The organism is Deltaproteobacteria bacterium (assembly GCA_016235345.1).
Classification (GTDB): domain Bacteria; phylum Desulfobacterota; class Desulfobacteria; order Desulfobacterales; family Desulfatibacillaceae; genus JACRLG01.
In genome coordinates this window covers 80,181-105,485 of sequence record JACRLG010000017.1, presented here as the reverse complement: position 1 = coordinate 105,485, position 25,305 = coordinate 80,181, and the positions used below count along the sequence as shown (strand labels likewise).

The 25,305-nt window shown below is 59.8% G+C and carries 17 protein-coding genes; 10 read left to right on the top strand and 7 right to left on the bottom strand.

Annotation, left to right across the window (positions count from 1 at the left end; translation table 11 throughout):
- Positions 1–72: 72 nt before the first annotated feature.
- The 4 genes from HZB23_09145 to HZB23_09130 all read left to right on the top strand — a co-directional run bounded on the left by HZB23_09145 (position 73) and on the right by HZB23_09130 (position 5,585).
- The gene (locus tag HZB23_09145) at positions 73–1,026 is read left to right on the top strand and encodes an HD domain-containing protein (GenBank protein ID MBI5844817.1); all 954 of its coding nucleotides are present in this window, start codon (positions 73–75) and stop codon (positions 1,024–1,026) included.
- Positions 1,023–1,691, top strand: a complete 669-nt coding sequence (locus tag HZB23_09140) for a dTMP kinase (GenBank protein ID MBI5844816.1) — start codon at positions 1,023–1,025, stop codon at positions 1,689–1,691. The genes HZB23_09145 and HZB23_09140 overlap by 4 nt, the downstream gene beginning before the upstream one ends.
- 142 nt (positions 1,692–1,833) lie before the next feature.
- Positions 1,834–4,122, top strand: coding sequence for a cysteine synthase (locus HZB23_09135; GenBank protein ID MBI5844815.1), 2,289 nt, complete (start codon positions 1,834–1,836; stop codon positions 4,120–4,122).
- 59 nt (positions 4,123–4,181) lie between these two features.
- A complete protein-coding gene (locus tag HZB23_09130; protein MBI5844814.1) occupies positions 4,182–5,585 on the top strand; it encodes a M48 family metalloprotease in 1,404 nt (467 codons plus the stop codon).
- Positions 5,586–5,845: 260 nt separating this feature from the next.
- Here HZB23_09130 and HZB23_09125 read toward each other — a convergent pair whose 3' ends face one another.
- Positions 5,846–7,096 (bottom strand): acetyl-CoA C-acyltransferase, encoded by a 1,251-nt coding sequence (locus tag HZB23_09125; protein MBI5844813.1) that lies wholly within the window; start codon positions 7,094–7,096, stop codon positions 5,846–5,848.
- A 302-nt stretch (positions 7,097–7,398) separates the two neighbouring features.
- Here HZB23_09125 and HZB23_09120 point away from each other — a divergent pair, with 302 nt between their 5' ends.
- A complete protein-coding gene (locus HZB23_09120; GenBank protein MBI5844812.1) occupies positions 7,399–8,166 on the top strand; it encodes an SDR family oxidoreductase in 768 nt (255 codons plus the stop codon).
- A gap of 195 nt (positions 8,167–8,361) precedes the next feature.
- Here HZB23_09120 and HZB23_09115 read toward each other — a convergent pair whose 3' ends face one another.
- From HZB23_09115 to HZB23_09105, 3 genes are all read right to left on the bottom strand, one after another.
- On the bottom strand, positions 8,362–9,033 hold the full coding sequence (locus tag HZB23_09115) for a hypothetical protein (GenBank protein MBI5844811.1): 672 nt from the start codon (positions 9,031–9,033) through the stop codon (positions 8,362–8,364).
- Between the two features lie 196 nt (positions 9,034–9,229).
- Positions 9,230–13,846: a translocation/assembly module TamB gene (locus HZB23_09110; GenBank protein MBI5844810.1), complete on the bottom strand. Its 4,617-nt coding sequence runs from the start codon at positions 13,844–13,846 to the stop codon at positions 9,230–9,232.
- The gene (locus HZB23_09105; protein MBI5844809.1) at positions 13,846–15,924 is read right to left on the bottom strand and encodes a BamA/TamA family outer membrane protein; all 2,079 of its coding nucleotides are present in this window, start codon (positions 15,922–15,924) and stop codon (positions 13,846–13,848) included. The genes HZB23_09110 and HZB23_09105 overlap by 1 nt, the downstream gene beginning before the upstream one ends.
- Positions 15,925–16,139: 215 nt before the next feature.
- Between HZB23_09105 and HZB23_09100 the strand changes: the two genes are divergently transcribed.
- From HZB23_09100 to nth, 4 genes are all read left to right on the top strand, one after another.
- Entirely contained in the window at positions 16,140–19,139 is a 3,000-nt protein-coding gene (locus HZB23_09100; GenBank protein ID MBI5844808.1) for a phosphoribosylformylglycinamidine synthase, read from the top strand.
- A complete protein-coding gene (locus HZB23_09095) occupies positions 19,136–19,948 on the top strand; it encodes a phosphoribosylformylglycinamidine synthase subunit PurQ (GenBank protein MBI5844807.1) in 813 nt (270 codons plus the stop codon). The genes HZB23_09100 and HZB23_09095 overlap by 4 nt, the downstream gene beginning before the upstream one ends.
- Positions 19,949–20,230: 282 nt before the next feature.
- The gene (locus tag HZB23_09090; GenBank protein ID MBI5844806.1) at positions 20,231–20,683 is read left to right on the top strand and encodes a transposase; all 453 of its coding nucleotides are present in this window, start codon (positions 20,231–20,233) and stop codon (positions 20,681–20,683) included.
- A 76-nt stretch (positions 20,684–20,759) separates the two neighbouring features.
- Entirely contained in the window at positions 20,760–21,368 is a 609-nt protein-coding gene (nth, locus tag HZB23_09085; protein ID MBI5844805.1) for an endonuclease III, read from the top strand.
- Positions 21,369–21,377: 9 nt separating this feature from the next.
- Here the strand turns inward: nth and HZB23_09080 are convergent, their stop codons facing one another.
- From HZB23_09080 to HZB23_09070, 3 genes are read right to left on the bottom strand one after another with little or no spacing between them, the layout of a single operon-like run.
- Positions 21,378–22,340: an ATP-binding cassette domain-containing protein gene (locus HZB23_09080; GenBank protein ID MBI5844804.1), complete on the bottom strand. Its 963-nt coding sequence runs from the start codon at positions 22,338–22,340 to the stop codon at positions 21,378–21,380.
- Positions 22,337–23,317 (bottom strand): ABC transporter ATP-binding protein, encoded by a 981-nt coding sequence (locus HZB23_09075; protein ID MBI5844803.1) that lies wholly within the window; start codon positions 23,315–23,317, stop codon positions 22,337–22,339. The genes HZB23_09080 and HZB23_09075 overlap by 4 nt, the downstream gene beginning before the upstream one ends.
- Positions 23,314–24,177, bottom strand: coding sequence for a DNA methylase (locus tag HZB23_09070; GenBank protein ID MBI5844802.1), 864 nt, complete (start codon positions 24,175–24,177; stop codon positions 23,314–23,316). The genes HZB23_09075 and HZB23_09070 overlap by 4 nt, the downstream gene beginning before the upstream one ends.
- A 187-nt stretch (positions 24,178–24,364) precedes the next feature.
- On the opposite strand from HZB23_09070, the gene HZB23_09065 reads away from it, so the two are divergent.
- Positions 24,365–25,294 (top strand): radical SAM protein, encoded by a 930-nt coding sequence (locus HZB23_09065; protein MBI5844801.1) that lies wholly within the window; start codon positions 24,365–24,367, stop codon positions 25,292–25,294.
- The last annotated feature ends 11 nt before the right edge of the window (positions 25,295–25,305 follow it).

Here is a 25,305-nt window from a genome sequence, read left to right as displayed (position 1 = left end):
GCGGGACGCCCGCGCTCCCAGGAAGGAAGCTCCTCTGCACCTCAAACGCCCAACCAACCCGGAACCTGACACATGGCAAAAAGCGTTTTCGTGGCCGATCTAAAACCCGGTTTTTCCGTTGACGAGGTTTTCGCGGCAGCCGACAAGCAGGTGCTTGTAAAGAAGGACGGGGCGGGATACCTTACGGTGAGCCTCTGCGATTCATCCGGCAGGGTGAAGGCCGTGGCCTGGGACAGGGTGGAGGAGATCAGGTCTGCCTTCGAGAGCGGCGACTACGTCTGGGTTAAGGGCAGGGTCTCCGATTACCGGGGCGAGCTTCAGATGGTTCTTTCCGAACTCGCCCGGCTGGACCCGGACGGCGTGGACCCTGCGGATTTTCTGCCCGCGACGCGAAGGGACACCGGCCAGATGCTTTCCCAGTTGAAGGAGCTGGCCGATACCATTGCAGATGAGGACATAAAGGCCCTGTGCGGAAGCCTTCTGGCGGACGAGGTCATGGCCCCGGCCCTCTGCCGGGCCCCTGCGGCGAAAATGATGCACCACGCCTGGGTGGGGGGGCTTTTGGAGCACACCCTGTCGGTGACGGCAATGGCGGCCAAGGTGGCGGCCCATTACACGGGACTTGACCGGGACATGCTCATGGCCGGGGCCATTTTTCACGACCTGGGAAAGATCGAGGAATTTTCGCTCAGGGGGGCCATAGACTACTCGGACGTGGGAAGGCTCATCAGCCACGTGGTGCTTGGGGTGGGCGTCCTTGACCGGTTCATCGCCCGGATCGAGGGCTTTCCGGCGCAAAAGGCCATGCTTTTGAGGCACATGGTGGTGAGCCACCACGGCCAGCGGGAGTTCGGCTCCCCGGAGCCTCCCAAGACCCTGGAGGCAGTGGTGCTGAACCTGATTGACGATCTTGACGCCAAGGTGGTGGGGATAAGGAGTTTCATGGACAGCGACACCGGCGATTCCGCCTGGAGCGCCCATCACAAGCTGTTGGGCCGCAGCTTCTACAAAGGGGCGGCCCGATGAGCGCGCCCGGCGTTTTCATCACCCTGGAAGGCGGCGAGGGGGCGGGCAAGACCACCCAGGCCCCCCTTCTGGCGGATCATCTGAAGCAGGCGGGGCACGCGGTGGTCGCCACCCGCGAGCCGGGCGGAACAGCCATAGGGGCCGCCGTAAGGGCGATTCTGCTGGACCCGGCCTCAACGGCCCTGGCCCCGGAGGCCGAGCTCCTGCTCTACGCGGCGGACCGGGCCCAGCACGTGGCGGAGTTGATTCTCCCGGCTCTTTCTGCGGGCAAAATCGTGATCTGCGACCGCTATTACGACGCAACCCTGGCCTACCAGGGCTTCGGGCGCGGGCTTGACCGGGCGTTCATCGAGCGCATCCATCAAAACATCCTGGAAAAGGCCCGGCCCCATCTCACGCTTTTTTTCGACTGCCCGGTGGAAACGGGGCTTAAGCGCGCCCAAAGCGCCACCCATCATTCCGAGGCCAGGTTCGAGGCCTATGAGATCGAGTTTCACGAGCGGGTGAGGCGCGGCTATCTGGCCCTTTGCGCCGAAGAACCCGAAAGGTTCAGGATAATCGACGCGAGCGCCGACCAGGAAGACGTAAGGCTTGCCATGATAAGGGCCGTGGATGATTTTTTTAAAGCCGCTCCTTATAAAAAGTTTAATGTGAAGCCGGGATAAAAACGATGAAATGCAAGGAACGCGAAAAGCCAATGAGGGAGCGTACTCTTTTGTACGTGACCGAAATTGGCTTTGAAGCGTGACACAGCAGTTCGCGTTTTTAGACGGGCTGCAAGAACAAGAGATTCCCTGAAAGGCCGACATGAACGACTCCATTCTTTCCCATATCGGAAACACGCCGCTGGTCCCTATCCGGCGCATGAACCCCAACCCCAGGGTGACCATGCTGGCCAAGGTGGAGTACGTGAATCCCGGCGGCTCCATCAAGGACCGCCCGGCCCTTTTCATGATCGAGGACGGCGAGAGAAGCGGCCAACTCACCCCGGACAAGATCGTCATCGAGGCCACCAGCGGCAACACCGGCATCGGCCTGGCTTTGGTCTGCGCCATCAAGGGCTACAGGCTTCTTCTCACCATGAGCGAGGCCGTGAGCCAGGAGCGCCAGAAGATTTTAAAGGCCCGTGGGGCGCGCATCATGCTCACCCCCGGCCACCTTGGCACGGACGGGGCCATAGAGGAGGTCTATCGGGTGGCCAGGGAGAGCCCGGACCTCTACTTCATGACCGACCAGTTCAACAACCCGGCAAACTGGCAGGCCCACTACCACACCACGGCAAACGAGATATGGACCCAGACCAACGGGTCCGTCACCCACGTGGTGGCCACCATGGGCACCACCGGCACCCTGATGGGGGTTTCCAGGCGTCTCAAGGAACTTAACCCGGCAGTCTCCATTATCGGCGTGGAGCCCTACCTGGGCCACAAGATTCAGGGCCTGAAAAATCTCAAGGAAGCCTACGTCCCGGAAATTTTTGAGAAAAAGTGGGTGGACGAAAAAGTCAACGTGGACGACGACGAGGCCTACGAGACCGCCCGCAGGATGGCCTCGGAGGAGGGCCTTTTCGTGGGCATGAGTAGCGGCGCGGCGCTCGCGGTGGCCCGGCGCAAGGTGATGGAACTCGACGGCGGCGTCATGGTGGTGATCCTGCCCGACGGCGGGGAGCGCTACCTTTCCACCAACCTTTTCACCTTTCAGGAAAAGGTGGAGATCAAGACCGGAAACACGCTCACCCGTGGAAAGGACGCCTTCACCCCGGCGCGTCCGGGCAAGGCCGGGGTGTTCTGCTTAGGCCCCGTGGCCGCAGGCCCTCCGGGGCTTTCCGAGTGCAGGAGGTTCATCCTCTCGGACCTGTTGTGCCGCTACCTGGCCTTCCGGGGCCTTTCTGTGAACCAGGTGATGAACATAACGGACATCGACGACCGCACCATAGAGGGCTCGGAAAAGGCGGGCAAGGACCTTGCCGCCTTCACAAAGGTCCACGCGGACCGTTTTTTCGAGGACATGGCGACACTGGGAGTGGGCCCGGCCAACCATTACCCGAAAACCAGCGAGCACACCGACGACATGACCGCCCTTTCGCGGAAGCTGGCGGACAGGGGCTTCGCCTACGAAAAACTGCGCAGCCTCTATTTTTCGGTGTCTCACCTTCCCGAATACGGCAGGCTTTCCGGGGTTGACCTGGAGAAAATTCGCTTAGGGGCCACGGTGGACCTTTCGGGCTACGAAAAGGACAACCCCCGCGACTTCACCCTTTTCAAGCGCTGCCGTCTGGCGGAGTTGAAGCGCGGCATCTTCGTGAAAACCGAGTGGGGCAACGTGCGGCCCTCCTGGCCACTCCAGTGCGCGGCCATGAGCATGAAATACCTTGGGGAAAACTACGATTTCCACGTGGGAAGCCTGGACCTGGTCTTTCCCCTGAATGAAAACGAAAACGCCATCTGCCTGGCCCTTTCGGGAAAACCCCTTGCCCGCAACTGGATACACTGCGAGGCAGTCTACGAGGACGGGCAGAAGGTGGGTGGTTCGCACGGGCTGCGCATGAACGTGGACGAGCTTCTTGACCAGGGTTTCACGGGCCGGGAAATCCGCTTCTGGCTTCTGGCCACCCATTATGGAAGGCCGCTCAGCTTTTCAGCGGAAAAGCTCGTCCAGGCGCGTAAGAGCATAGCCCGCCTGGACCGCTTCGCCGAAGCCCTTTCAAACCACGCTGGAGGCCGCCCCTGCGGCGAGCTGGACCAGATTCTTTACGATCTCAAGACCTCCTTCCAGGCAGCCCTGGACGACGACCTTTCAATCTCCGCCGCCCTTTCGGCGGTTTTCGGGCTGGTGAAGCGCGTGAACGCCCTCATGGCCGAAGGGGCCATCGACGAAAAGGGCTGCGAAAAGGTGGCCGAGGCCTTAAAGCGCATAAACGAGGTGGTCAACGTCTTCGATTTCAGCGAAAAAACCCATGACCAGAAGGTGGACTTCCTTCTGAGGGAAAGGCGGGAGGCGAGGGCTTCCGGGGATTTCGCCAGGGCAGACGCCATCCGGCTCCGTCTTATTGAGATGGGCCACAGTGTGAGGGACAGCCGGTTGAAAGGGGAATGATTGCAGGGACAGGCGGGCTGTTGCGAAGCAAAAAGAAAGCATCCCAAGGGGAAATCCCCATGAAAACGCGTTTCAGGGCCATTCTGCCGGTTTTGGCTGTCGTGATCCTTTTTCTGTGCACTGCGGCCAGCCCGTGCATGGCCATAACGGTTGCCGAGGAAAAGGAGCTTGGCGACAAGTTCCTGGAAGCCATACGCGGCCAGATGGCCTTTGTCGAAGACCCGGTGGTGTCATCCTACATCCAAAGGCTTGGCAGGCGTGTGGTGGAGCGCATTCCCGACAAGCCGATGGAACCGCGCTTTTTCGTTGCCGACCAGGACGTCCTTAACGCCTTCGCAGGGCCCGGCGGCTTCATAGTGATCTTCCGGGGAGCCTTCACGGCCCTGGAAAGCGAGGGCGAGCTGGTCGGCATCATGGCCCACGAGACCGCTCACGTAACCTGCCGCCACATATCCAAAAAAATCGCCCGCGAGCAGAAAATCCAGATCGCCACCCTGGCCGGGGTTCTCGCCGGGGTCTTCCTGGGCGCTCCGGCCCCAGCAATGGTGGGCGGCATGGCGGGCGGGGCCAGCGTGTCGCTTTCCTACAGCAGGGAGGACGAACGGCAGGCCGATGAAATTGGCCGGGAGTACATGTCCCTGGCGGGCTATGGCGGGGCGGGCTACTTAAAGGCCCTGGAAAGGATGAGGGCTGCGGCGGTGCTTGGCCCTCAGGAGGTTCCCACCTATCTCACCACCCATCCGGGTGTGGATGAGCGCATGGCGGCCATGGACCTTTGGCTTTCGGTCAACCCGAAAAAGGCCAAAGACACCCGTCCCGCCGACGAGTCGGGCTTTCTCACGGCGCGGGCAAGGCTTCTGGGGCTTTACGGCGACCAGGGCGAGAGTCTGGCGAAACTTTCCGAAATGATACAGAAAAATCCGGGGGACGCGGCGGCCCATTACGGCCTGGCCCTTTATTATTCCAGGCTTTCCCGCCGGAGCCAGGCCCTGGAAACCATGAAAAAGGCGGTGGAATTAAAACCCTTTGACGCGGATTTTCTTGCCGGAATGGGTCAGGCCTATCTTGAGGCGGGAATGGCCGAAGAAGCGAAAAGGGTCTTGCATAACGCGGTGAAGGCCGCCCCGGAAAACGCCCTGGCCCTCTACTGGCTGGGCCGGACCCTGCTTGACTCCGAAGACGCGGAAGGAGCGCGGCGGGAGCTTGCCGAATCCCTCCGCCTGTGCCCGGAATATTCGCCCGCCATGTATTTTCTGGCCCAGGCCCTGGGGCGCAAGGGTGACACTCCCCGCGCCCACTACTATCACGGCCTTTATTCCATTAGCATAAGGGACTGGCCAACCGCCCGCTTCCACCTTAACCGCGCCTTGAACCTTGGGGGAAACGACCCGGAACTCACCGAGATGGTGGAGGCGGCCATGCTGAAAATTCCCGTAAAGGCGCCTCAAATTCCCCGCCGTTAAGCGAACCGGACTGAAGATAAGGGTAGGGTCCGCCCCGCCTTGCCGTGAGCGGTTTTATAATATCGTTTTCCTTTTTGCTTGCAAGTATAGCAACCGCTGCCAGAGCGATCACAAGCGATGACATTTAAGGCGAGAACAGGCGTTCTGAAAGCGATGAAATGCAAGGAAGAGCGAAGCGGGCGGGAAGGAATAGTACTTGCCGTACATGACGACCCGCCCGCTTTGCTCTGACACAGCAGTTCGCGCTTTCAGGACGCCTGTCACATGGTTTCGATGACTATGGTCATTGATACTCCTCCGCCGCCACACAGGGTGGCCATGCCCAGAGATTTTCCGCGATTCTTGAGGGCGTTGAGAAGGGTCACTATGATCCGGCAGCCTGTGGAGCCCACCGGGTGCCCAAGGCCGATTCCGCTTCCGTTCACGTTCACCTTCTCGCGGTCAAGCCCAAGCTCGATTTCGCACCCAAGGTACTGGGCGGCGAATGCCTCGTTCACCTCGATGAGGTCGAAGTCCGCCACCTTGTACCTGCCCTGGGCTTCCAGGTTTTTCACCGCAGGCACCGGGGAAAGGCCCATTATCGCCGGATGGCAGCCTCCGCGACTCACGGCCTTGATGACCGCCAGGGGCGTGAGTCCAAGCTCTTTGGCCTTGTCCGCGCTCATTATAATCATGGCGGAGGCACCGTCGTTGAGGCCGGAGGAGTTGCCCGCAGTCACCTTGCCGATCTTGGGTATGAAGGCCGGGGGCAGCTTCGTCAGCATGTCCATGGTCATTCCGGGGCGGAAATGCTCGTCCCGGGCGAAAATTATGGGGTCCTTCTTGCGCTGGGGAATGCTTATGGGCACTATTTCGTTGGCGAAGGAGCCGTCGTTGTTGGCGCGTTCCGCGTTGTTGTGGCTCCGAAGCGCCACCTCGTCCATGGCCTCGCGGGAGATGTTATGGTGCTGGGCGATGAATTCGGCGGTGTGCCCCATTATGTAGGGTTTTCCCACGAACATGGAAAGCGGGGCCTGGGTGGCGTCCACCGGGCTGGTTTCCGGGTGGGGGATCACGTGGCTTCCGCAGTGCAGGCCGCGAATGATGGAATCCACGAACTCGGCGTCCTGGAGGCGGCAGCCCCAGCGCGCGCCCGGAACGGTATAGGCCACGCCGGACATGTGCTCCATGCCGCCCACCAGGCAGACGTCGGCCATTCCGGCCTGGATCATGGCCATGCCGCTTATGGTGGCTTCCATGCCGGAGATGCACACCCTGTTGATGGTGACTGCGGTGACGGTGTCCGGGATTCCGGCCAGAAGGGCGGCTATGCGGGTTACGTTCAGCGTGTCCGCAGGCTCCATGCAGCAGCCGAAGCGGATGTCGTCGATTATGGCGGGGTCGATCCCGGCGCGTTTCACGGCTTCTTCCATCACCACTTTGCCGATGGAGGAGGCGTGAACGTCCTTCAGGGTTCCGCCGAATGCTCCGATGGCGGTGCGGCAAGCTGATACTATGACTACGTCTTTCATTTCATTACCCTTTCACGGCGCTTGTTTATCAGGTCCCATGACCCTGCGAAAATTGTCCCAAAGCCTGCCCGCGCCTTAAAAGCGCCGAAGGCCAAACCAGAAGGTTCCGGTGTCATACCATAAAATCCGGGCTTTTCAAGACGCTTTTGAACAGGCTGTCAGGCAGGGGAACGCGGAAAGCGCCGGTGCGCCTTATGCAGGGGTGATAACCTTGTGTTGAAAAATCATATTTTTACATGTATTAATACAGGATAGGCAACATCACACCTCAATCACTCATACAAATTTAAGGAGAAACGGGCATGGCGAAGAACCCCTTCGATCTTTCCGGGAAGACTGCGCTCATCACGGGCGGAAACGGCGGCATAGGGCTCGGAATGGCCAAGTCCCTTGCCCAGGCGGGCGCGAACGTCTGCATATGGGGCCGGAACGAGGCGAAAAACGAGGCGGCGAAAAAGGAGCTGGAAGCCATCGGCGGCGGGGTCCTGGCCATAGCCTGCGACGTGGCCGACGAAAACCAGGTGGAGGCCGCCTTCGCCGAGACCGTGAAAACCTTCGGACGGGTTGACTCCTGCTTCGCCAACGCGGGAATCCCGGCCATGGGCACCCGTTTTCACGAAATGACCACGTCGGAGTGGCGCAAGGTTTTTTCGGTCAACATGGAAGGGGCCTTCTTCACCTTCCGGGCCGCAGTTCGCCACATGCTTCAAAAGGGCGGCGGGTCGCTCGTGGCCACCGGCAGCATCTCCGCCCTTTCGGGAATGCCTCGCGGCGAGCATTACGCCGCCACCAAGGGCGGGCTTCTCAGCATGGTGAAGGCCCTTTCCGTGGAGTACGCCAAAAACGGCATTCGGGCCAATGTGGTGGTTCCGGGCTGGATAGAGACCCAGATGACCGAGCCGCTTTTCGCCTGGGACCGGTTCCGGGACAAGGTGCTTCCCCGCATTCCCGTGGGCAGGTGGGGGGAGCCTTCGGATTTCGGCGGAATCGCGGTGTATCTTACATCGGACGCTTCGGCCTACCATACCGGAGATGTGATGATAATCGACGGGGCCTACATCAATTTCTGACAGGCTGTCGAAAAACGCGATCCGCTGTGTTGTGCTTCAAAGCCAATTCCGTCACGTACATGAAGTACGCTTGACTCATTGGCTTTTCGCACGCCTTGCGGCTCATCGTTTTTCATCAGCCTGTCACATTTGAGTTTTTCAACAGGCTGTCCATCCGGCCCATTGAAGGGTTTATGCAGAAAAGGGGCCGGATGGCTATTTTCCGGGCTTGACCGGCTTGGGGGCGGGCTTTGACTTTCCCTTTTCCGCCGGTTTTGGCGTTGCCTTGTCCGGGGGGGCCTGTTCGCCGGGCTTGGGAGGGGTGAGCACCTGGGAAAAGGGAGCGACGATGGATCGCGCCCCGTCGGTGAATTCAAACCTGCCTTCACGTATTTCCATTTCAATGTCGCGGGCCGCAGCACCCTTGTAAACGGCTTCCACGGCCTCCCAGGGTGAAAGGCCGCGCCCGGCCCCGGTTCCTTCCATGCTTGCGGAGATTTTCCCGAAGGCCGTGCTGGCCGTGATATGGCCGTTCATCCGCACCCTGACGGTTTTTCCGGGCGGAAGCCAGAACACGTCCCGGCTTTTCACCTTCATGAGGTCGAACCCGTCAAAGACCGCCGAAAAGCTCGCGCCTTTAAGGCTGATGGCGTGGGTGTTGGGGTTTTCCACAAGAAAGATGAAGCTGACCGAAAGCGGCGCGCCGTGCTCGCCCGCTTCGCCCCTGGTGGGCCTCGTCGCCTTGTCGAAAAACCAGAACCCGTCGTAATCGGTTACTTCAAATCTTTCCAGGGCCATTTTGGGGGTCACGATGCTGCCCGCCCAAGAGGCCGAAGCCAGGAAGGCCCCAAGCAGCAATACCGATGCAAACGCAATTATTTTTTTCATGTGGTGTCCTTTTGACCTTATTTTTTCCGGTTCTGTCATCAAATTTTAGTCGGTGCTTCAATCGAATATGCAAGGAATCGGCAAACCGCAATGACAAACATGTGCTTCTGCCGCCTTTCTTCCAATCTCGCCGCGTCCTGGGCGATCACAAGCGATGAAGTTTGACACAGCAATTCGCGCTTGGGATCGCCCAGGCTCAGTATTCGAAGGTGTAGAATATGTCTACGCCCGAATCCTCCTCGCCCACCTGGCTTTCGATGACCACATTGGGGCTGACCCTGTATTCCACCGTCACCTGATCGGAACTCTGGCCTGCGGTGGCCCTGCGCCACGTGACGAAGATATCGGGCGTTATGTGCTTTCCCACCACCAGGGTGCTTGAGTCGCCGTTTTCGCCTCCGTCCACGCTTATCATGTCCACCGGGATCATGGGGCCGAACTCCCTGCGAAGCTGGGCAAGGACCTGGTTTCCCAGCATGGCGGCCCCTTTTTCGGCGAGGCTCCCCGCCTGCCCCGGAGTGAGGCTTCCGATCTTTTTCCCGAAAAGGAGGTAGGAGGCGACCTCGGCCTCGTCCATGGAAGGCTCGCTGGAAAGGGCCAGGTTCATGGCCGAGAGGCGTCCGGTGACGTTCAAGCGCACCACCACCTCCTTTACCGTGTATTCGGCCAGAACGTCGAGGATGGGGTCAGCCGGGTAAATGCCCGGAAAGTCCGCCCTGCCCCGCTTAAGCGTAAAGGTCTTGCCCGAAAGCTCGTACACCCCGCGCACGGTGTCGAGATGGCCCGAAACCGCCGCGTGGTCTCTTCCCTTCGGCTTTTTCCAGCCCAAAAGCCCCTCCACCTGGAGCTGGGCCCCGGCCCCCCGCACCCAGAAAGGCCCGTCAACCTTAATGGAAAGGTCCACGGCGGCGGCTTTCCAGGCTCCGGGCAGGGGCGGACGCGCGGGCTCGTTTTCGCCGACAAAGGAAACATCGGTTTCCTTGACCGTCTCCGGCCTTCTTATGGCCAGGTACTTGTCAAGGCGCAAAAGGCCTTCTCCCACGCTCACCGCCCCGGTGATGACCGGAGCTTTTGCGGTGCCGCCCACTCTGATTTTGCCCGACGCCGATGCGTTGACGTAGCCCGAATGCGCCAGATCAAGCTTATCGCCTTTCACGAAAAAATCCAAGCCAAGGGGCGAAAGCCGCTCTGAAAAGCCCACGGTGCCGTATCCCGATATCCACCCCCCAAGGCCAGGGGACCGGGCGGAAAATTTTTTCACCGAAAGGACGTTGTCCTTGAAGGACAGCTCCGCGCCGACATCGGTAAGAGGCTTTCCAAGGCCGTTTAGGGTCAGGCTTTTCGCCTTGACCAGGGCCGTGCCCGACACGGCGGGTTTCATGAGCTGGCCCGTTGCCAGGGCGTCGGCGTCAAGGCTTCCGTGAACCTCGCTCACGGCTTTTATGAAGGAGGCCGGAAGCGTAAGGTCGAAGCCCCTGGCGCTGAATCTTGCCGAAAGCCGCCCCTTTTTGAAGGATGCAACGGAAAGCTCCCCGTTCGGGTCCAGAACCAGGAGAGCCCTGGCCGCAAGGCTTCCCCCACGGTCCGGCCTCACGACTCCCGAAATCGTGGCCCTTCCGTCGCAAAAGCCCCACACCGCCTCGGCGTTGCAGGACGCCCGGCCATCGGCTGGCGAAGCGTTTGAAAGGCGAAGCTTTCCGGTGATGTCCGGGTTTGCCGGGGTTCCGGAAAAAAAGGCGTCCACACCCAGGCTTCCCCGCGCCCCGACAAGGGCTTTAACGCGGGACGCCCCAAGGGAAAGGGGGATGTCCCTTGCGGCAAGCCGCGCCCTTATTCGGGTTTTTTTCAGGCTGTTTTTCGAGGGGAGCCTTTCCGGATCAAGGGGCATCTGGCCGGAAAAGCTGACCTGCCCGCCTTTCGATGGCCGGAGAAGGCCCGAAACCGAGGCTGAATGGCGCGAGTAGCCGAATTTTGCCTCGGCCCTGGCGATTTCCGGGTACCCTTCGAGCCGGGCGTTTCGAAGGACCGCGTTGCCCACGGCCTTTTTATCCGGCCCCGAACCCGAAAGGCTTGCGTTTAGGTCCAGTTTTCCGGAAAGGCCCGCATCATCCCAAAAAAGTGCTGCAAGGGAAGCTGTGTCAAGGTCTCTTCCTGATACATCAAGGATCACCCGCCTTGCCTGACTCAACAAATCCATTTTTGAGTCGACCACAAGGGGGGCGCGGGCCGAAAGGGTTATGGATCCGCCCGTGGCCGGGTCCAGGAGGGCGGTTGCAAAGGCTGCGGCCCCGTCCCAAATGCCACTGGCTTGCGCCCGTTTGAAGGAAACCCTGCCCGCCGACAGGCCTCTCGCCACGGCTTCCGCAACAAGCCTCGGCTTTTTGGCCGTGCCCGTCAAGGTTGCCGAAAAATCGGCCTTTCCCGTAACGGAGACCTTGGGTGAGACAAGTCGGAAAATGGGGGCCAGGGCAAGATTCCGCCCGGCTACCGCGATGTCGCGCCTGCCTTTCCACTCGTAAAGCCCGGCAATGGAAAAAAACTGGTCTTTGGACGCAATATCGAGCCTTGAAACGGAAACGCCACGTGATGAAAGGTAAAAAACAGAGGGGCCTGTCGCGGCATAGGTGGTTGCCTGGGCGCTGAAAACCAGCCGGGATAGGCTCACCGTGCGCGCGCCGTCAGCACCGGCCCGCCCCACGCGGCCCGAAGCCGCCAGATCGGCTGACTCGAAATCCTTTACGGCCAGGTCGAAGACGGCTGCCCCGTTTTGGGCGTCTGCTGAAAGCTCCAGCTTATCGGCCCTGCGCCCGGAAACCGAAAGGCCCGTTGCCGCAAGTTTCAGGTTGGCCGTGCGCTTTCCGAAATCAGCCGAAAAACGCCCGGCGGCGGCTTTTGCGACCGTTTTGAAAACCTTCGGGCTTCTGGCCGAGTAAGTGAGGGAAAGCGCGGAGCGGAGTTTTCCGGCGGAATCCGGGGCCAGTTGAAAATTGCCGTCCGTTTCAAGAAGTGAAGAGGAAAACGGGACGCCCCGCCCACCCTTGCCGATGGTGCGCCCGGAAAGGTTTTTCGCCGTAAGCCCGCCGTCGGCCCTAAGGCCCGAAAAGGCGCGATCCGGCCTGAAAAAAATTTTTACCCGGCCTCCAAAAGCCGCGTTCCCGGCCCCCGCAGCAAGGGTTTCGCTTCTCCACGAAACTCCGGTTCCGTGGGCCTTTCCCGAAATTTCGAGCTTTCGGGCGTTTTCGGCAAGGGTGGCGGAAAGGTCAACCAGGGCCCTTCCCGAAAGGCCCTTTGCGCCGAAAAGGGAGAGGATTCCCGCAAGGTCGTCAACCCGCCCCGAAACCTTCGCCCTGCCGTTTCCGGCAAAATCGCCAGCGTAGGAAAAGCCCAGGTCGGCATCTTTCGCCTTCACCCTTCCGGCTGAAACATCCAGGCGACCGGGGGAGCCTTTCGCGTGGAACGAGGCCCCGGCAACCTTGAATTTTCCGTAGCCCGACGGCCCGGCCTTCACCCGCGCCGCCCAGACGGCGTCTTTGAGGCCCCCCCCTGCCTTTTTTTTCAGGGAGCCGGAAATGTCCGCGTTGACGTTGCCCGCTTCCACACCGCCCTTCCCTATTCCAAGGGCCGCCAGCAGAGCCTTCGGATCGGCTTTTGAAAGACGGGCCGCGAAATTCAGGTTGACCGGACCTTTCTTGCTGAAAAGCCCTGCCGAATACCCTTTGACTGTCAGGCCGAGCCCGCCCGCAGCCGTGGACGCGGAAACCGACAGCGCATCCGCCCCTTTTTTCCGGGTGGCGGAAATTTTCGCCGCGTTTATGGACAGCCCGTGAACCGTGGACGGGGAAAGGTCCAGGCTGGCGGAAAATTCCGCCTTGCCGGAAATTTTTCTGAAATCGCCCCTCGCCTTGCCGTTCAGAAGGGCGGGAAATGACGGATAAAAGGCGCTGGCCGAAAGGTTTTCAAAGCGAAGGTCCCACCCTGCCCTTGCCGCACCCGTCCCACGGGCCAGGGAAAGAGTGCCGGAAACTTCCTGTCCGGGAAAAACGGAGGCGGAAAAATCAGCAGTTAAAGCCCTTGCCGCGCCCTTCACCCTTGCGGTGATCTGAAGGCCCGATAGGCCCGGAAGCCCCGGCCACAGGGCCTTGTAGGGTGTGAGGGCCCCGGCCTCGGCCCTGACCGTAAGATCGGAGGACGCGTCTTTTGTAAGCGCCAGGTTTCCAGAAATCCTTGCCTTTAAGGATTTGTCGGAGAGAACGAGGCGTTTTACGTCAAGAATCCCGCCTTTAAGGGACGCCTTGGCGTTTACGCCGATTTCATCTGAAAAGCCGGGGATCGAAAGATGAACAAGCCCGTCCTTGACTGAAATCCTTTCCATGACCAGAAGGTTTTTTTCTTTCTTTTTCTTTTTGCCGACTGCCTTGAGCCGGGCAAGGGCGGCGGAGATGTTCCACTGGCCCTCCCCGTTCCTTGAAAGGGCCAGTGAAGGGCCTACTAGTGAAAGATCGAGCGGCGGGTTTTTTCCCATAAGAAGGGGAATCACCGGGCCGAAGGAGGCCTTTCGGGCTTTAAAAAGAATCCCGGACGGATCGGATATGATCACGTTTTCCGCCCATACGCTGTTTACGCCGGAAAGGCCGATTCTGGTCCATGAAACCCTAAGCCCGCGAGAGGAAAGCGCCCGGTTGGCGGCTCTCAGCATCGCTCGCGCCCCGGAATCCGAGCGCAGGTACAATGTGGCCGCAAGGGCAAAGACAAGCGCCGCGCAAGCCAGCAGGGCAGCGGCCCATAGTCCTATTTTGACGGCCCGTTTTCCCATCAGAAGGCCTGCCCTATGCTGAAATGTATCTGCATGGCCGGGGTCGAGGCCTGGGGATTGAGCGGAAAGCCCAAATCCGCCCGTATCGGCCCCACAACGGTATGGTAGCGAAGGCCAAGGCCCGCCGTAAAACGCAGCTCGTCGGCGTCAAAGGCGAAACTTTCCGGGTGTACTTCGCCAGCGTCCACAAAGGCCACTCCGCCAAGGGCCTTATATACGGGAAAGCGCAGCTCCACTGAGGCCTCGTAAAGGCTGCGGCCTCCAACGGGCTTGCCCTTCTCGTTCATGGGGCCGAGTTCCTGGTAGGGGTAGCCCCTTACACTGGTGCTTCCGCCCGAAAAAAGGCGCTTCACCGTGGGGATGGTGTCGGATGCCTCCATGGGCTCCATGGTGGCTAAAAGGAGCTTCCCGGCCAGGGAAAACCCGTGGGAGAGGGGGAAAATCCGCCTTCCCTGGGTCTCCAGCTTCAGGTACTGGGCCTCCGAGCCCCAGGCTGCGGAGGCGTAGGACACCCCTGCCGCGAAATAGCTTCCCCTCACAGGGTCCAGGATGGGGCGGCGGCTGTCCCGGTCGGCGGAAAAACCCACTGTGGATACGAAGTAGTTGTGCTCCTCCCGGAAATCCTCGGTGTCCAGCTCAAGCGGCAGGTCTTCGGGGTTGTCTATCTCGATTGTGTGGCCCGCCCGGAAGTGCCACCATTGCCCGATTTTGCGCGTCACCGTGGCGTTATTGTAGATGGTGCGGTTTATGTAGCTGGTCTCGTTCTGGCGCGAAAGTCCCAGGGAGTCCGAGAACTCCTGGTCCGGCCTTAAAAAGAGGGGCAGGAAAAGTGTCGCTTCCGCGCTCTGTTCAAGGTTCGAGGCCTTTACGGCAAGCTCCACCCGCTTGGCCAGAGGCCCTAAGTTCCTGTGCTTCCATGACACCTGGCCCCGGAGCTTGTCCTCCGTGCCGTAGCCCGCGCCTATCCGCACTTCCCGAGGCTTTCTGTACTCGCCGCCCACCGTGACGGGCAAAAGCCCGTCTTCGGAAGTACGTGGGTAATCGGGCAGTATGGTAACCGTGGAAAAAATGCGGAGATCGAATAGCCGGTAGCGGCTTTCCTCAACCAGGGCTTCGCTGTAGGCGTCGCCCTTTTTGAAACAGAGGCGCGAGCCGATCAGCTCCCTGCCTGTCTTGGGAAGCCCTGAAACGGAAAAATCGCCGAACCGGTAAAGCCGCCCGTGGTCGACGTCAAGCTCAACCTTCGCCGTCCGGTTTTGCCTGTCAACCAGAACACGCCCGGTTATGGCCGCCTGGGGAAAGCCGTTGTCGCCAAGATAACGCGCAATGGCCTTTTTCACGTCCCGGTATTCGGCGGCCCGGAAGCGGCGGCCCGGCCCAAGGGTCATCCGGTCCTCCACGCCCTTCACCAGCGCCGGGGCCAGCCCGTCCATGCCGCTTAGGGTGATCCTGGTGATTTTCACCGGCTCGCCCTCGGCCATTATAAAGGTGACGTCGGCGGTCTGTCCCCTGTTTCTGAAAACCACCTTTGAATCGACCCTGCCGGAAAAAAAGCCCTCCCCTTCCAGGAAGCGCCTCAGGCTTTCCCGGTCGGCCTCCACGTTTTCCTCGATGAAGGCGGGCTTCTCCCGCCAGGGAAGCCGCGACGCGCTCCTTGTGCGCAAAATGGCCCCGGCCATCTTTTCGGAAAGGGTTTTGAGCCCGGTGATTTTGACCCTTCCCACGCCCGGAGGTTGTTTCTCCGGCCCAACGGAAGCCGCGTCGCCCGCGTTTGTCGTGTCTGCGGCATCGAAGGCGGGCGCGGCTTCCGGGGCCATTCCGCTTGCCGGAGTGGCGTCCAGGGGCAGGCTTAGGGCGTCTTCCAGGCTGAAACCCGCGCCGGGGCTTTCATCCTGGGCCAGGGAGGGGGCGGTCTGCCAGTCAAAGGCCACGTCTTCGGAAATGGACGGCACGGGAGCGCACACGGCGTCTTCGGAAACAGCAGTCTCTTCGGGGGACGCCCCGTCGGCGGAAAAGGCGAGCCCGCCAGCCGGGATAATTACCGCAAGAATCAAAAAAATGGTCAAAACCCTTTTCATGGCGCTTACATATCACAAAAACGCATCCATTGCCCACAGCCCTGAAATATTTCCAGCCCGTAAAAAACCTTGCGCCTTGACAGATTTGGCCTGTGGCGATAACAAGTGATTTTCCTGCAAAGCGTTCGAGAGGGCCGCTTGAAGGCGGGCGAGCCCGGACTAAAACTCCATCGGGTCGCACGGGAGCGGCAATACCCATAATCAAGGAACCTTTTATGCCAGCCGTTTTATCCCTTGCCCTAAAGGACGGTCTTTTCGACTCCGAGGGCGCTTCAGTCCGAAAAAAGGCAAGAGACTACCTGGGCATCGAAATCGCCAATGTAAGGGCGGTCACGGTTCTCGCCTTCGATACGGGCCTTTCGGACGCTGACCTTGAAAAGGCGCGGACTGCGATCTTCACCAACCCCGTGACCCAGGTGTCGTCCTTTGCCCCCCTGAATCTTCCGGCGGACTGGTTCGTGTGGGTGGGCCTTCGCCCCGGAGTGCGCGACAACGCCGGGGCCACCGCAAGGGAGGCCGTGGAGGACCTTTTCGGGGTGAAGTTTTCCCCAGGGGAGGCCATCTACACTTCAAAGCTTTATCTGCTTTCCGCGCCCGATCTGCCAAGAAGCGAGGCCGAAAGGCTCGCAACGGAGCTTCTGGCCAACGACATAATCCAGCACTGCCGGGTATGGACAAAAGCCGAGTGGGACAAGGCCCAGGGCTCGGCAATATTTTTTTCCAGGGTGAAAATTACAAAGGAGCCCGCGCTTTCCACCATAAACATAGAAAGCGACGAGGCTTTGATGCGGGTTTCGGACGAGAGGAACCTAAGCTTGAACCCCGCCGACGTGCCGGTGATCCGGGAGTATTTCCTAAGGCCCGAAGTGCTGGCCCAGAGGGCGGAGGAAGGGCTCTCCGAGCCCACGGACGTGGAGATCGAGTACATCGCCCAGGCCCGGAGCGATCATTGCAACCACAACACCTTTCGCGGCAGGTTCTTTTATAGCGACCCCGAAAAAGGTGAAAAAAGCGAAATAGTCAGCCTTTTTTCCACCTACATAGAAAAGCCCACCCGCGAGATAGCCCAAAACAAGCCCTGGGTGGTCTCCCTTTTATGGGACAACGCGGGCGTTGCCCGGCTGGACGACGACCACTACTACTCCATAACCGGCGAGACCCACAACAGCCCCTCCAACATGGAGGCCTACGGCGGCTCCCTAACGGGCATAGTGGGCGTTTACCGCGACCCCATGGGAACCGGCAAGGGCGGGCGCATCCTGGCCGGAACCTACGGATTCTGCGTGGCCGACCGGGACTACAAAGGGCCATTGAAACCCCGGCTCAAGCCCAGGCGGCTTCTGGACGGCATCATCGAGGGCGTGAAGGACGGCGGCAACAAGAGCGGCATCCCCACCCCGGGCGGCCTTCTGTACTTCCACCCCTCCTACCTTGGAAAATGCCTGGTCTTTGTCACGGCTCTGGGCATCATGCCGGCAAAGGTCATGGGCGAGCCTTCGGAGAACAAGAAGACAACGCCCGGAGACCTCATCGTCATGTGCGGGGGCCGGGTTGGGAAGGACGGCATCCACGGGGTCACGGCGTCGAGCGCGGTTTTCGACGAATCCACGCCAGCCGGGCACGTTCAGATAGGGGACCCCTACACCCAGAAAAAGATGATGGATTTTCTGGAGGAGGCCCGCGACAGGGGCCTCATCGCCTTTATTACGGATAACGGCGGAGGCGGGCTTTCAAGCTCGGTGGGCGAAAGCGCCCTATACTCCAACGGCGCGCACGTCGAGCTCGAAAAGGTGCCCGTAAAGTACCAGGGCCTGGACCTTTGGGAAATCTGGGTTTCCGAGAGCCAGGAGCGCATGACGGTTGCCGTGAACCCGGCCAACATCGAAGAATTTCTGGAGCTTTCCCAAAAGCACGCGGTGGAGTCAACGGTCATAGGCGTTTACACGAACGACGGGAAACTGAGGCTCACCCACAACGGCGCGACCTGCGCCCTTGTTGACCTGGAATTTCTTTCCGGCACCTTCCCCCGCTGGGAGTTCGAGGCCGAGTGGCTGCCCCCGGAGGACAGGGGGCTTGCGGAGCCTGTTTTAAGCGACCCGTCGGATTTCGACCGCCTGATCCTGGACATGCTGGCCTCCCCCAACATCTGCTCCCGCGAGTGGATAACCCGCCAGTACGACCACGAGGTCCAGGGCACATCCATCATCAAGCCTCTGTGCGGAGTGGAAAGGGACGTCCCCTCTGACGCAGCGGTCTTGCGGCCCGTTCTGACAAGCGACCGGGGCCTGGCCCTTTCCCAGGCCCTGCTTCCTTCCTACTCGGCCATAGACGCCGATTCCATGACCCGCTGCGTGATAGACGAGGCCCTTCGCCGCCTGATCGCCGTGGGCGCTGACCCGGACACCGTGGGCGGCGTGGACAATTTCTGTTGGCCCGCCATAAGCTACGACCCGGCCAGGAACCCGGACGGAAAATTCAAGGCGGCCCAGTTGGTGCGCTCCTGCCGGGCATTGGCGGAAACCTGCCGGGCGTATGAAATCCCCCTTCTTTCGGGCAAGGATTCCATGTATGTGGACGGGCATCTTCCGGGAACCTACGGCGAACGCCACAAGGTTAGCGCCCTGCCCACCCTCATGTTCACGGCCACGGGTATAGTGCCGGACGTGAACATGTGTGCCTCCATGGATTTCAAGGAGCCGGGGGATTTGATCTACGTTCTGGGCAACACCAGGAACGAGCTTGGGGGAAGCCAGTATTACGCACTTCTGGGGCACATAGGGGCCAACGCGCCGACCCTCAAAAATCCCGAAAAAAGCCTCGATCTCTACAAGGCCCTCCATAAGGCCATAAACACGGGGCTTGCGGCCTCGGTCCACGGGGTCTACGCGGGCGGGCTTGCCGTCCACGCGGCCCTCTGCGCAATGGCGGGCGAGCTGGGAGCCGACATCGACCTTGGCATGGCCCCCCACAGGGACAGGCTCACGGACTCGGCGCTCTTTTTCTCGGAATCCGCCGGGCGATTCATCGTAAGCGTAAACCCGGAAAAACGCGCGGCCTTCGAGGCGGCATTTTCCGGCCACGCCCTGGCGCGGGTGGGGGTGGTTACCGAAAAGAGCCTGCTCATCCTTCGGGGAACCAGCGAGGCCCCCCTTGTTTCTTTGGAAATTCCAGCACTTAAAACGGCCTTCAAAAGCCGCTTCGGAGCTCTTGTATGAAGGCGAAACCGATAGTTTTTGTGCTTACGGGCTTTGGCCTGAACTGCGACCGCGAAACCGCACACGCCGTGGAACTTGCGGGCGGCGAGGCCAAAAGGGTCCACATAAACGACCTGGTGTCGGGCGCGGAAAAGCTCTCAGACTGCAAGATGATGGTCTTCGTGGGCGGCTTTTCCTGGGGGGACGACCACGGAGCGGGAGTCCTCCAGGCGGCCCGCATGAAAAGCCGGGTGAACGACCAGCTTGCGGAGTTCGTGGCGGGCGGAGGGCTTGTGCTTGGAATCTGCAACGGCTTCCAGTGCCTCGTGAACTTAGGCCTTCTTCCGGGCCTTGACCACGACTACGCGGCCCGTAAGGTGGCCCTTATAAACAACGACTGCGGTAACTTCCGTGACGACTGGGTGAACCTTTCGGTCAACCCGAAAAGCCCCTGCGTGTTCACAAAGGGGCTTTCGCGGCTCGAAATGCCCGTGCGCCACGGCGAGGGGAAATTTTACGCCGAAGAAAAGATAATGAAGCGCATCATTAAGGAAAACCTCGCGGCGGTCTTCTACTGCGACGAAGGCGGGAATCCTGCGAATGGGCGCTTTCCCCAAAATCCCAACGGGTCACTTAACGACATAGCGGGCATCTGCGACCCCACGGGGCGGATCTTCGGGCTCATGCCCCACCCTGAAGCCTACTTCACCCCGGCCCAGCACCCGCTTTTCACCCGCCGCCGGGAAAGGGCCTTCCGCACCGAAGCCCCGGCGATCAACCCGCCGCTTGGAACGGTGATTTTCGAGAACGCAATGAAGTCGATGTCGTAAAGGCGCAAAAGGTCTTTATTTGAGACTGTGCGGTGGATATCTTTTCCTGGGAGCGCGGGCGTCTCGCCCGCATTGACACGAAGAAATATTTTGACGAATGCACACACTCCCATGAAAATGAATAAAAGTGCGCATGACACCCATGCTTTCTGAAAAGCGCTGGCACTTTCGAGGATATCTTCCTCATTGGGAAGCAGGCGAAATCCCTCAACACATTATTTTTCGCCTTAAAGATAGTCTGCCCCCATTATTTTTGAAAAATGGGAGAGCAAACTTCAACCAATGAACGAAACCAAGCGTGAAGTCGAGCGCAGAAGGTTGATTGAAGAAACATTAGACGAAAGCTACGGCGAGTGCTTGCTTAAAAGGCAGGAAATTGCAAGGATTGTCGAAAGCGCTTTGTTTTACTTTAATGGTGAGCGCTATTTTCTTCATTCCTGGGTTGTAATGCCGAATCATGTTCATGTTCTTGTAACACCGATGGGCATAAATATTATGTCAGCTATTGTGCATTCCTGGAAATCATTTACAGCCAAGGAAGCTAACCGGTTGTTGGGGCGCAAGGGTGTATTTTGGCAAGAGGAGTATTTCGATAGGGTTATCCGCAACGAAACACATTTTCGTGCAGTTGTGGAATATATCGAATACAACCCAGTTAGAGCTGGGCTTTGTGCTTTAATAACTGATTGGAAATTCGGAAGTTTCCTGGGAGCGCGGGCGTCTCGCCCGCTTTAACAAAATTGTATATGCGGGCGGGACGCCCGCGCTCCCAGGAAAAAACTGATCGACCAGAAGAATCTCTGTAGGCAAAATGCCCCCGAAAACCAAAAAACAGACATCCTTCATCTTAAAGGAGCTTCTGCGGAGCTACCCGGACGTTCACACCCAGCTTCGGCACGAGAACCCCTTTCAGCTTCTCTGCGCCACCATTTTATCCGCCCAGTGCACCGACAAACAGGTGAACGCCGTCACCCCGGCCCTTTTCGCAAGGTTTAAGAGGCCCCAGGATTTTGCGGACGCGGATATTCTGGAGATCGAGGAGTTCATAAGGCCCACGGGCTTTTTCCACTCCAAGGCGAAAAAGCTGAAGGACTGCGCGGAAAAGCTGATTGCGGTTCACGGCGGGGTTGTGCCGAACGATATGGAGGCCCTTCTGGCCCTTCCGGGAGTGGGCAGGAAGACCGCCAACGTGGTCGACACCCACGTAAAGCGCATCTCGTTCCGGCTTGGGCTCACCGAGAACACCGACCCGGAAAAGATAGAATACGACCTGATGGAGGCGCTCCCGAAAAAGACCTGGATCGATTTTTCCCTCTGGCTCATCTACCACGGGCGCGCCGTCTGCACCGCCCGCAAGCCCAAATGCCCCGACTGCACCCTAAAGTTCGCCTGCCCCAAAAACGGCGTGGAAAACGCCTGACCGTTTTTCTCACCCGTACAACACGCAGTTGACCGTTCTGCCGTCCACGGCCACCGATGCGGGCTCTTTCGTGCGGCAGACGTCCACGGCTTTCGGGCAGCGGGGATGGAACCTGCATCCGGGCGGGGGGGCCGCCGCCGAGGGCGGCTCGCCTGTCAGGATTATGCGGTTCACCCGGTCCCTTCCCGGCCTTGGAACAGCCGAGCACAGGGCCTGGGTGTAGGGGTGGAGGGGCTTGGTAAGGACGCTCCTGGCGGGTCCCGTCTCGACGATCTTTCCGAGGTACATCACGGCAACCCGGTGGGCGATGTGGGCCACCACCGAAAGATCGTGGGAAATGAAGATGTAGGAAAGATCGAATTTTTCCCGCAAGTCCGTCAGAAGCCTTATCACCTGGGCCCGCACGGAAACGTCCAGGGCGCTCACCGCCTCGTCGCACACCAAGAGTTCCGGGGATAAACTCAAGGCGCGGGCAACCGCGATGCGCTGGCGCTGGCCGCCCGAAAACTCGTGGGGGTAGCGCCAAAGGCTTCGCTCGTCCAGGCCCACCTCGTTCAAAAGCTCCCTTGCCTTCTCTTCCCTGCCGGTTTTCAGGAGGCCGTGAGCAGCCAAACCCTCGGTCACCGTCTCCATCACCGTCATGCGGGGGTTAAGGCTTGAGTAAGGGTCCTGGAAGATCATCTGCATTTTGAGCCGGAGCGCCGCCGGGCGCGCCCCGCCCGATGGCAGTTCCGTCCCGTCGAAGAGAATTTTTCCGCCCGTGGCCCTTTCAAGGCCCAGGATGGTGCGCCCCAGCGTGGTCTTGCCGCAGCCGGACTCACCCACAAGCCCAAGGGTTTCACCCCGGCCCACGGATATGCTCACCCCGTCCACGGCCTTTACCTGCCCCACGGTGCGGGCCAGCACCCCCCGCTTTATGGGAAAATGCGTGAAAAGCTCCAGGGTTTCGCACAGGGGCGCTGGTTGGTTCACTTTGAAAGCCTTTCTGCGGCCAGAAAGCAGGCCGCCTTCCACCCTCCGCCGCCCACCGGCAAAAGCTCCGGTTCCTCGGTCCTGCACCTGTCGAAAGCCAGATGACAGCGATCGGAAAAACGGCAGCCCACGGGCATCGAAAGGGGCGAGGGCACCTGGCCTTCTATGGAAAAAAGCTCACCCTCATTCTCCCCCAGAACCGGCACCGAGCGCAGAAGCCCTTCGGTGTAAGGGTGAAGGGGCCGGGCGAAAAGCTCGTTTACCCGCGCTTCCTCCACGATTTTCCCGGCGTACATCACGATCACCCGGTCGCAAAGCTCCCACACCACCCCAAGGTCGTGGGTGATGAGAAGCACCGAGGAATTTTCCCCGCGCATTCTTCGCAGAAGATCGAATATCTGGGCCGAAACCGTGGCGTCCAGGGCAGTGGTGGGCTCGTCGGCGATGACCAGGGAGGGCTCCATCATTAGCGCCATGGCTATCATTATGCGCTGCTGCTGGCCGCCGGAAAGGGCGTAGGGGAAACTTTCCAGGATTCGGACGGGTTCGGGAAGGCCCATGCGGGAAAGCCACGGGATGCATTTTTGGATAGCGTCTTTTTTGGATATTTTCTCGTGCAGAAGAAAACACTCGGCCATCTGAGCGCCCACGCTGACCAGGGGCGAGAGGGCGGTCATGGGGTCCTGGAAGATCATGGTGATGTCTTTTCCGCGAACCGCCATCAGTTCATTTTCCGAAAGAGCCAGCATGTCCCGGCCCGAAAAATGGATTTGGCCGCCGTTTATACGCCCCGGGCGGGGCAGGAGCCGCACGGCGGAAAGCGCCGTGACGCTTTTTCCGCAGCCGGACTCCCCCACAAGGCCCAGAACCTCGTTCCGGTTCACTTTCAGGCTCGCCCCGGCGACGGCTGTAAGAAGCCCCTCCTCGGTGGGAAAGACCACGGAAAGGTCCGTTATGGAAAGAACCGGCCCGGTCATGGCCGGTTCTTCCGGTGGCGGGGCGGGGGATTGCCGGGCCGTGGGTCGCGGGGCTGGCGGGCGCTTAAGTGGCCTTCGGTCTCCCGCTGGTCCCGGCGGTCGGGAATTTCCCCCCGGCGGCTTTTGGGGCCAGGCTTGTACATTATAAAAAGGTGGTTGAAGCCGCGCAGAAAGTAGTTTCCCTCAATGGCTGCGGTGTGCCAGTGGTTGCGGAAAAGGCTCTTGTTGTGGCGCACCACGGCCACCACGTCCACGGGCTCGAAATAATCGCACATTATGGAAAAAAGCCCGTGGCCAATGGGCATGAAGGGCTCGCCCTTTTTGAACGAATCGCAGACGTAAAGGCCCATGAAACGGTCCGGCTTCAAAATCCGGTGGATTTCCTTGACCACCCGGCGCATGGCTATATAATACTCCGATTGGGTGGCCGCGAGCTTTCCTATGCAGTCGGGGCTGTCCGAATAATCGACATGGGTGGAGTAGGGCGGGTCCACGAAAACGAAATCCGCCCGGTTTGACTCCATGGGGATGTTCCGGGCGTCGGCCTCCACTATGTCCCGGCGGATGGGGGCCACGTCGAAGCCCTTGGCCCTTCGGTCAAGGTCGGCGCATACGTCGAGAGTCGTGCCGGAGCCCGCCATGGGGTCCACCACAAGGTCATCGGGGCGGGTGTATCGGCAAAGAAGGTTCCAGATGACGTAGGAGGGTGTCGCGCCGACGTAGTCCTTGTCGCCCTGCATTCCTTCGCCGTAATGCTGGGAGGGGTAGTCCCATAAAGTTGTTGTCTGTAACACCAGAGGCGGCTTTTTCATGATTTCTCCAGCCGCCTGTCTAAAAACGCGAATCGCGGTGTCAGGCATCGCAGAAAAGTCGGTCACGTACAAAAGAGTACGCTCCCTCCTTTTCAGCTCGCCTTCCTTGCGCTTCATCGTTTTTATCCAGGCTTGGTATCCGGCGATCCTGAATGGTTTTAAATCTTAACCGGCTCTTACCACGGGAAAACGGATCAAGACAACACCCCATTGACGCGCCGGGGACATTAAAAACATGATCGAAAAACCAAACCCGCTTTCGTCCTGCCGGGTCTGCCCAAGAAACTGCGGAGTGGACCGCACCAAAGGCGAGGCGGGGTTCTGCGGGCTGGATGATAAAATCCACGTTTCCTGGGCCGGGCTTCACTTCGGGGAGGAGCCCTGCCTTACCGGAACGGGCGGGGTGGGCAACTTTTTTTTCACCTCCTGCAACCTGGCCTGCCTATATTGCCAGAATTTTCAGATAAGCCATGAGCGAGCGCCGGACCACCTCACAAGCCCTGCGGATTTTGCCAGGGTCGCCCTGGAACTGGAGGCCGAAGGGGCGCATTTCATAGGGCTGGTGTCGCCCTCCCACCAGGTCCCCCAGATAAGGGAGGCGCTCATCGAAGCGCGGGAACAGGGTCTTAAAATCCCCTACGTCTATAATTCGTCGGGCTACGATTCCGTTGAATCTTTGAAAAGCCTGGACGGGCTCATTTCCGTCTATCTGCCCGATCTCAAATACGCGGACGACGCGGTGGCCCTTCGCCTTTCAAAGGCGGAAAACTACGTCGAGACCGCCCGGAACGCCATTATGGAGATGCACCGGCAGGCGGGCGACATCAGGCTTGATCCTGCCACCGGGCTGGCCCTCGGCGGGCTTTGGGTGCGCCATCTTGTGCTTCCGGGCGGCCTTGCCGGAACCTGGGAGAGCCTTTGCTTTCTGGCCTTTGAGGTCTCGCGGAAAATAGGCGTATCCATGATGAGCCAGTACGATCCGCTTTTCCGGGCCGGGCGGTATCCCGAAATAAACCGCAGGATAACCGCCGCAGAGTATGACGCAGCCCTCGACATGGCCCGCAGCCTTGGCTTTGCCGAGATTCTTTCCCAGGATTTAAAGGAAAGCCCGGAAAACGCCGTGCCCGATTTTTCCGACGAAATCGTCCCCTTCAAGACCTTCTGACCACAAGGAGC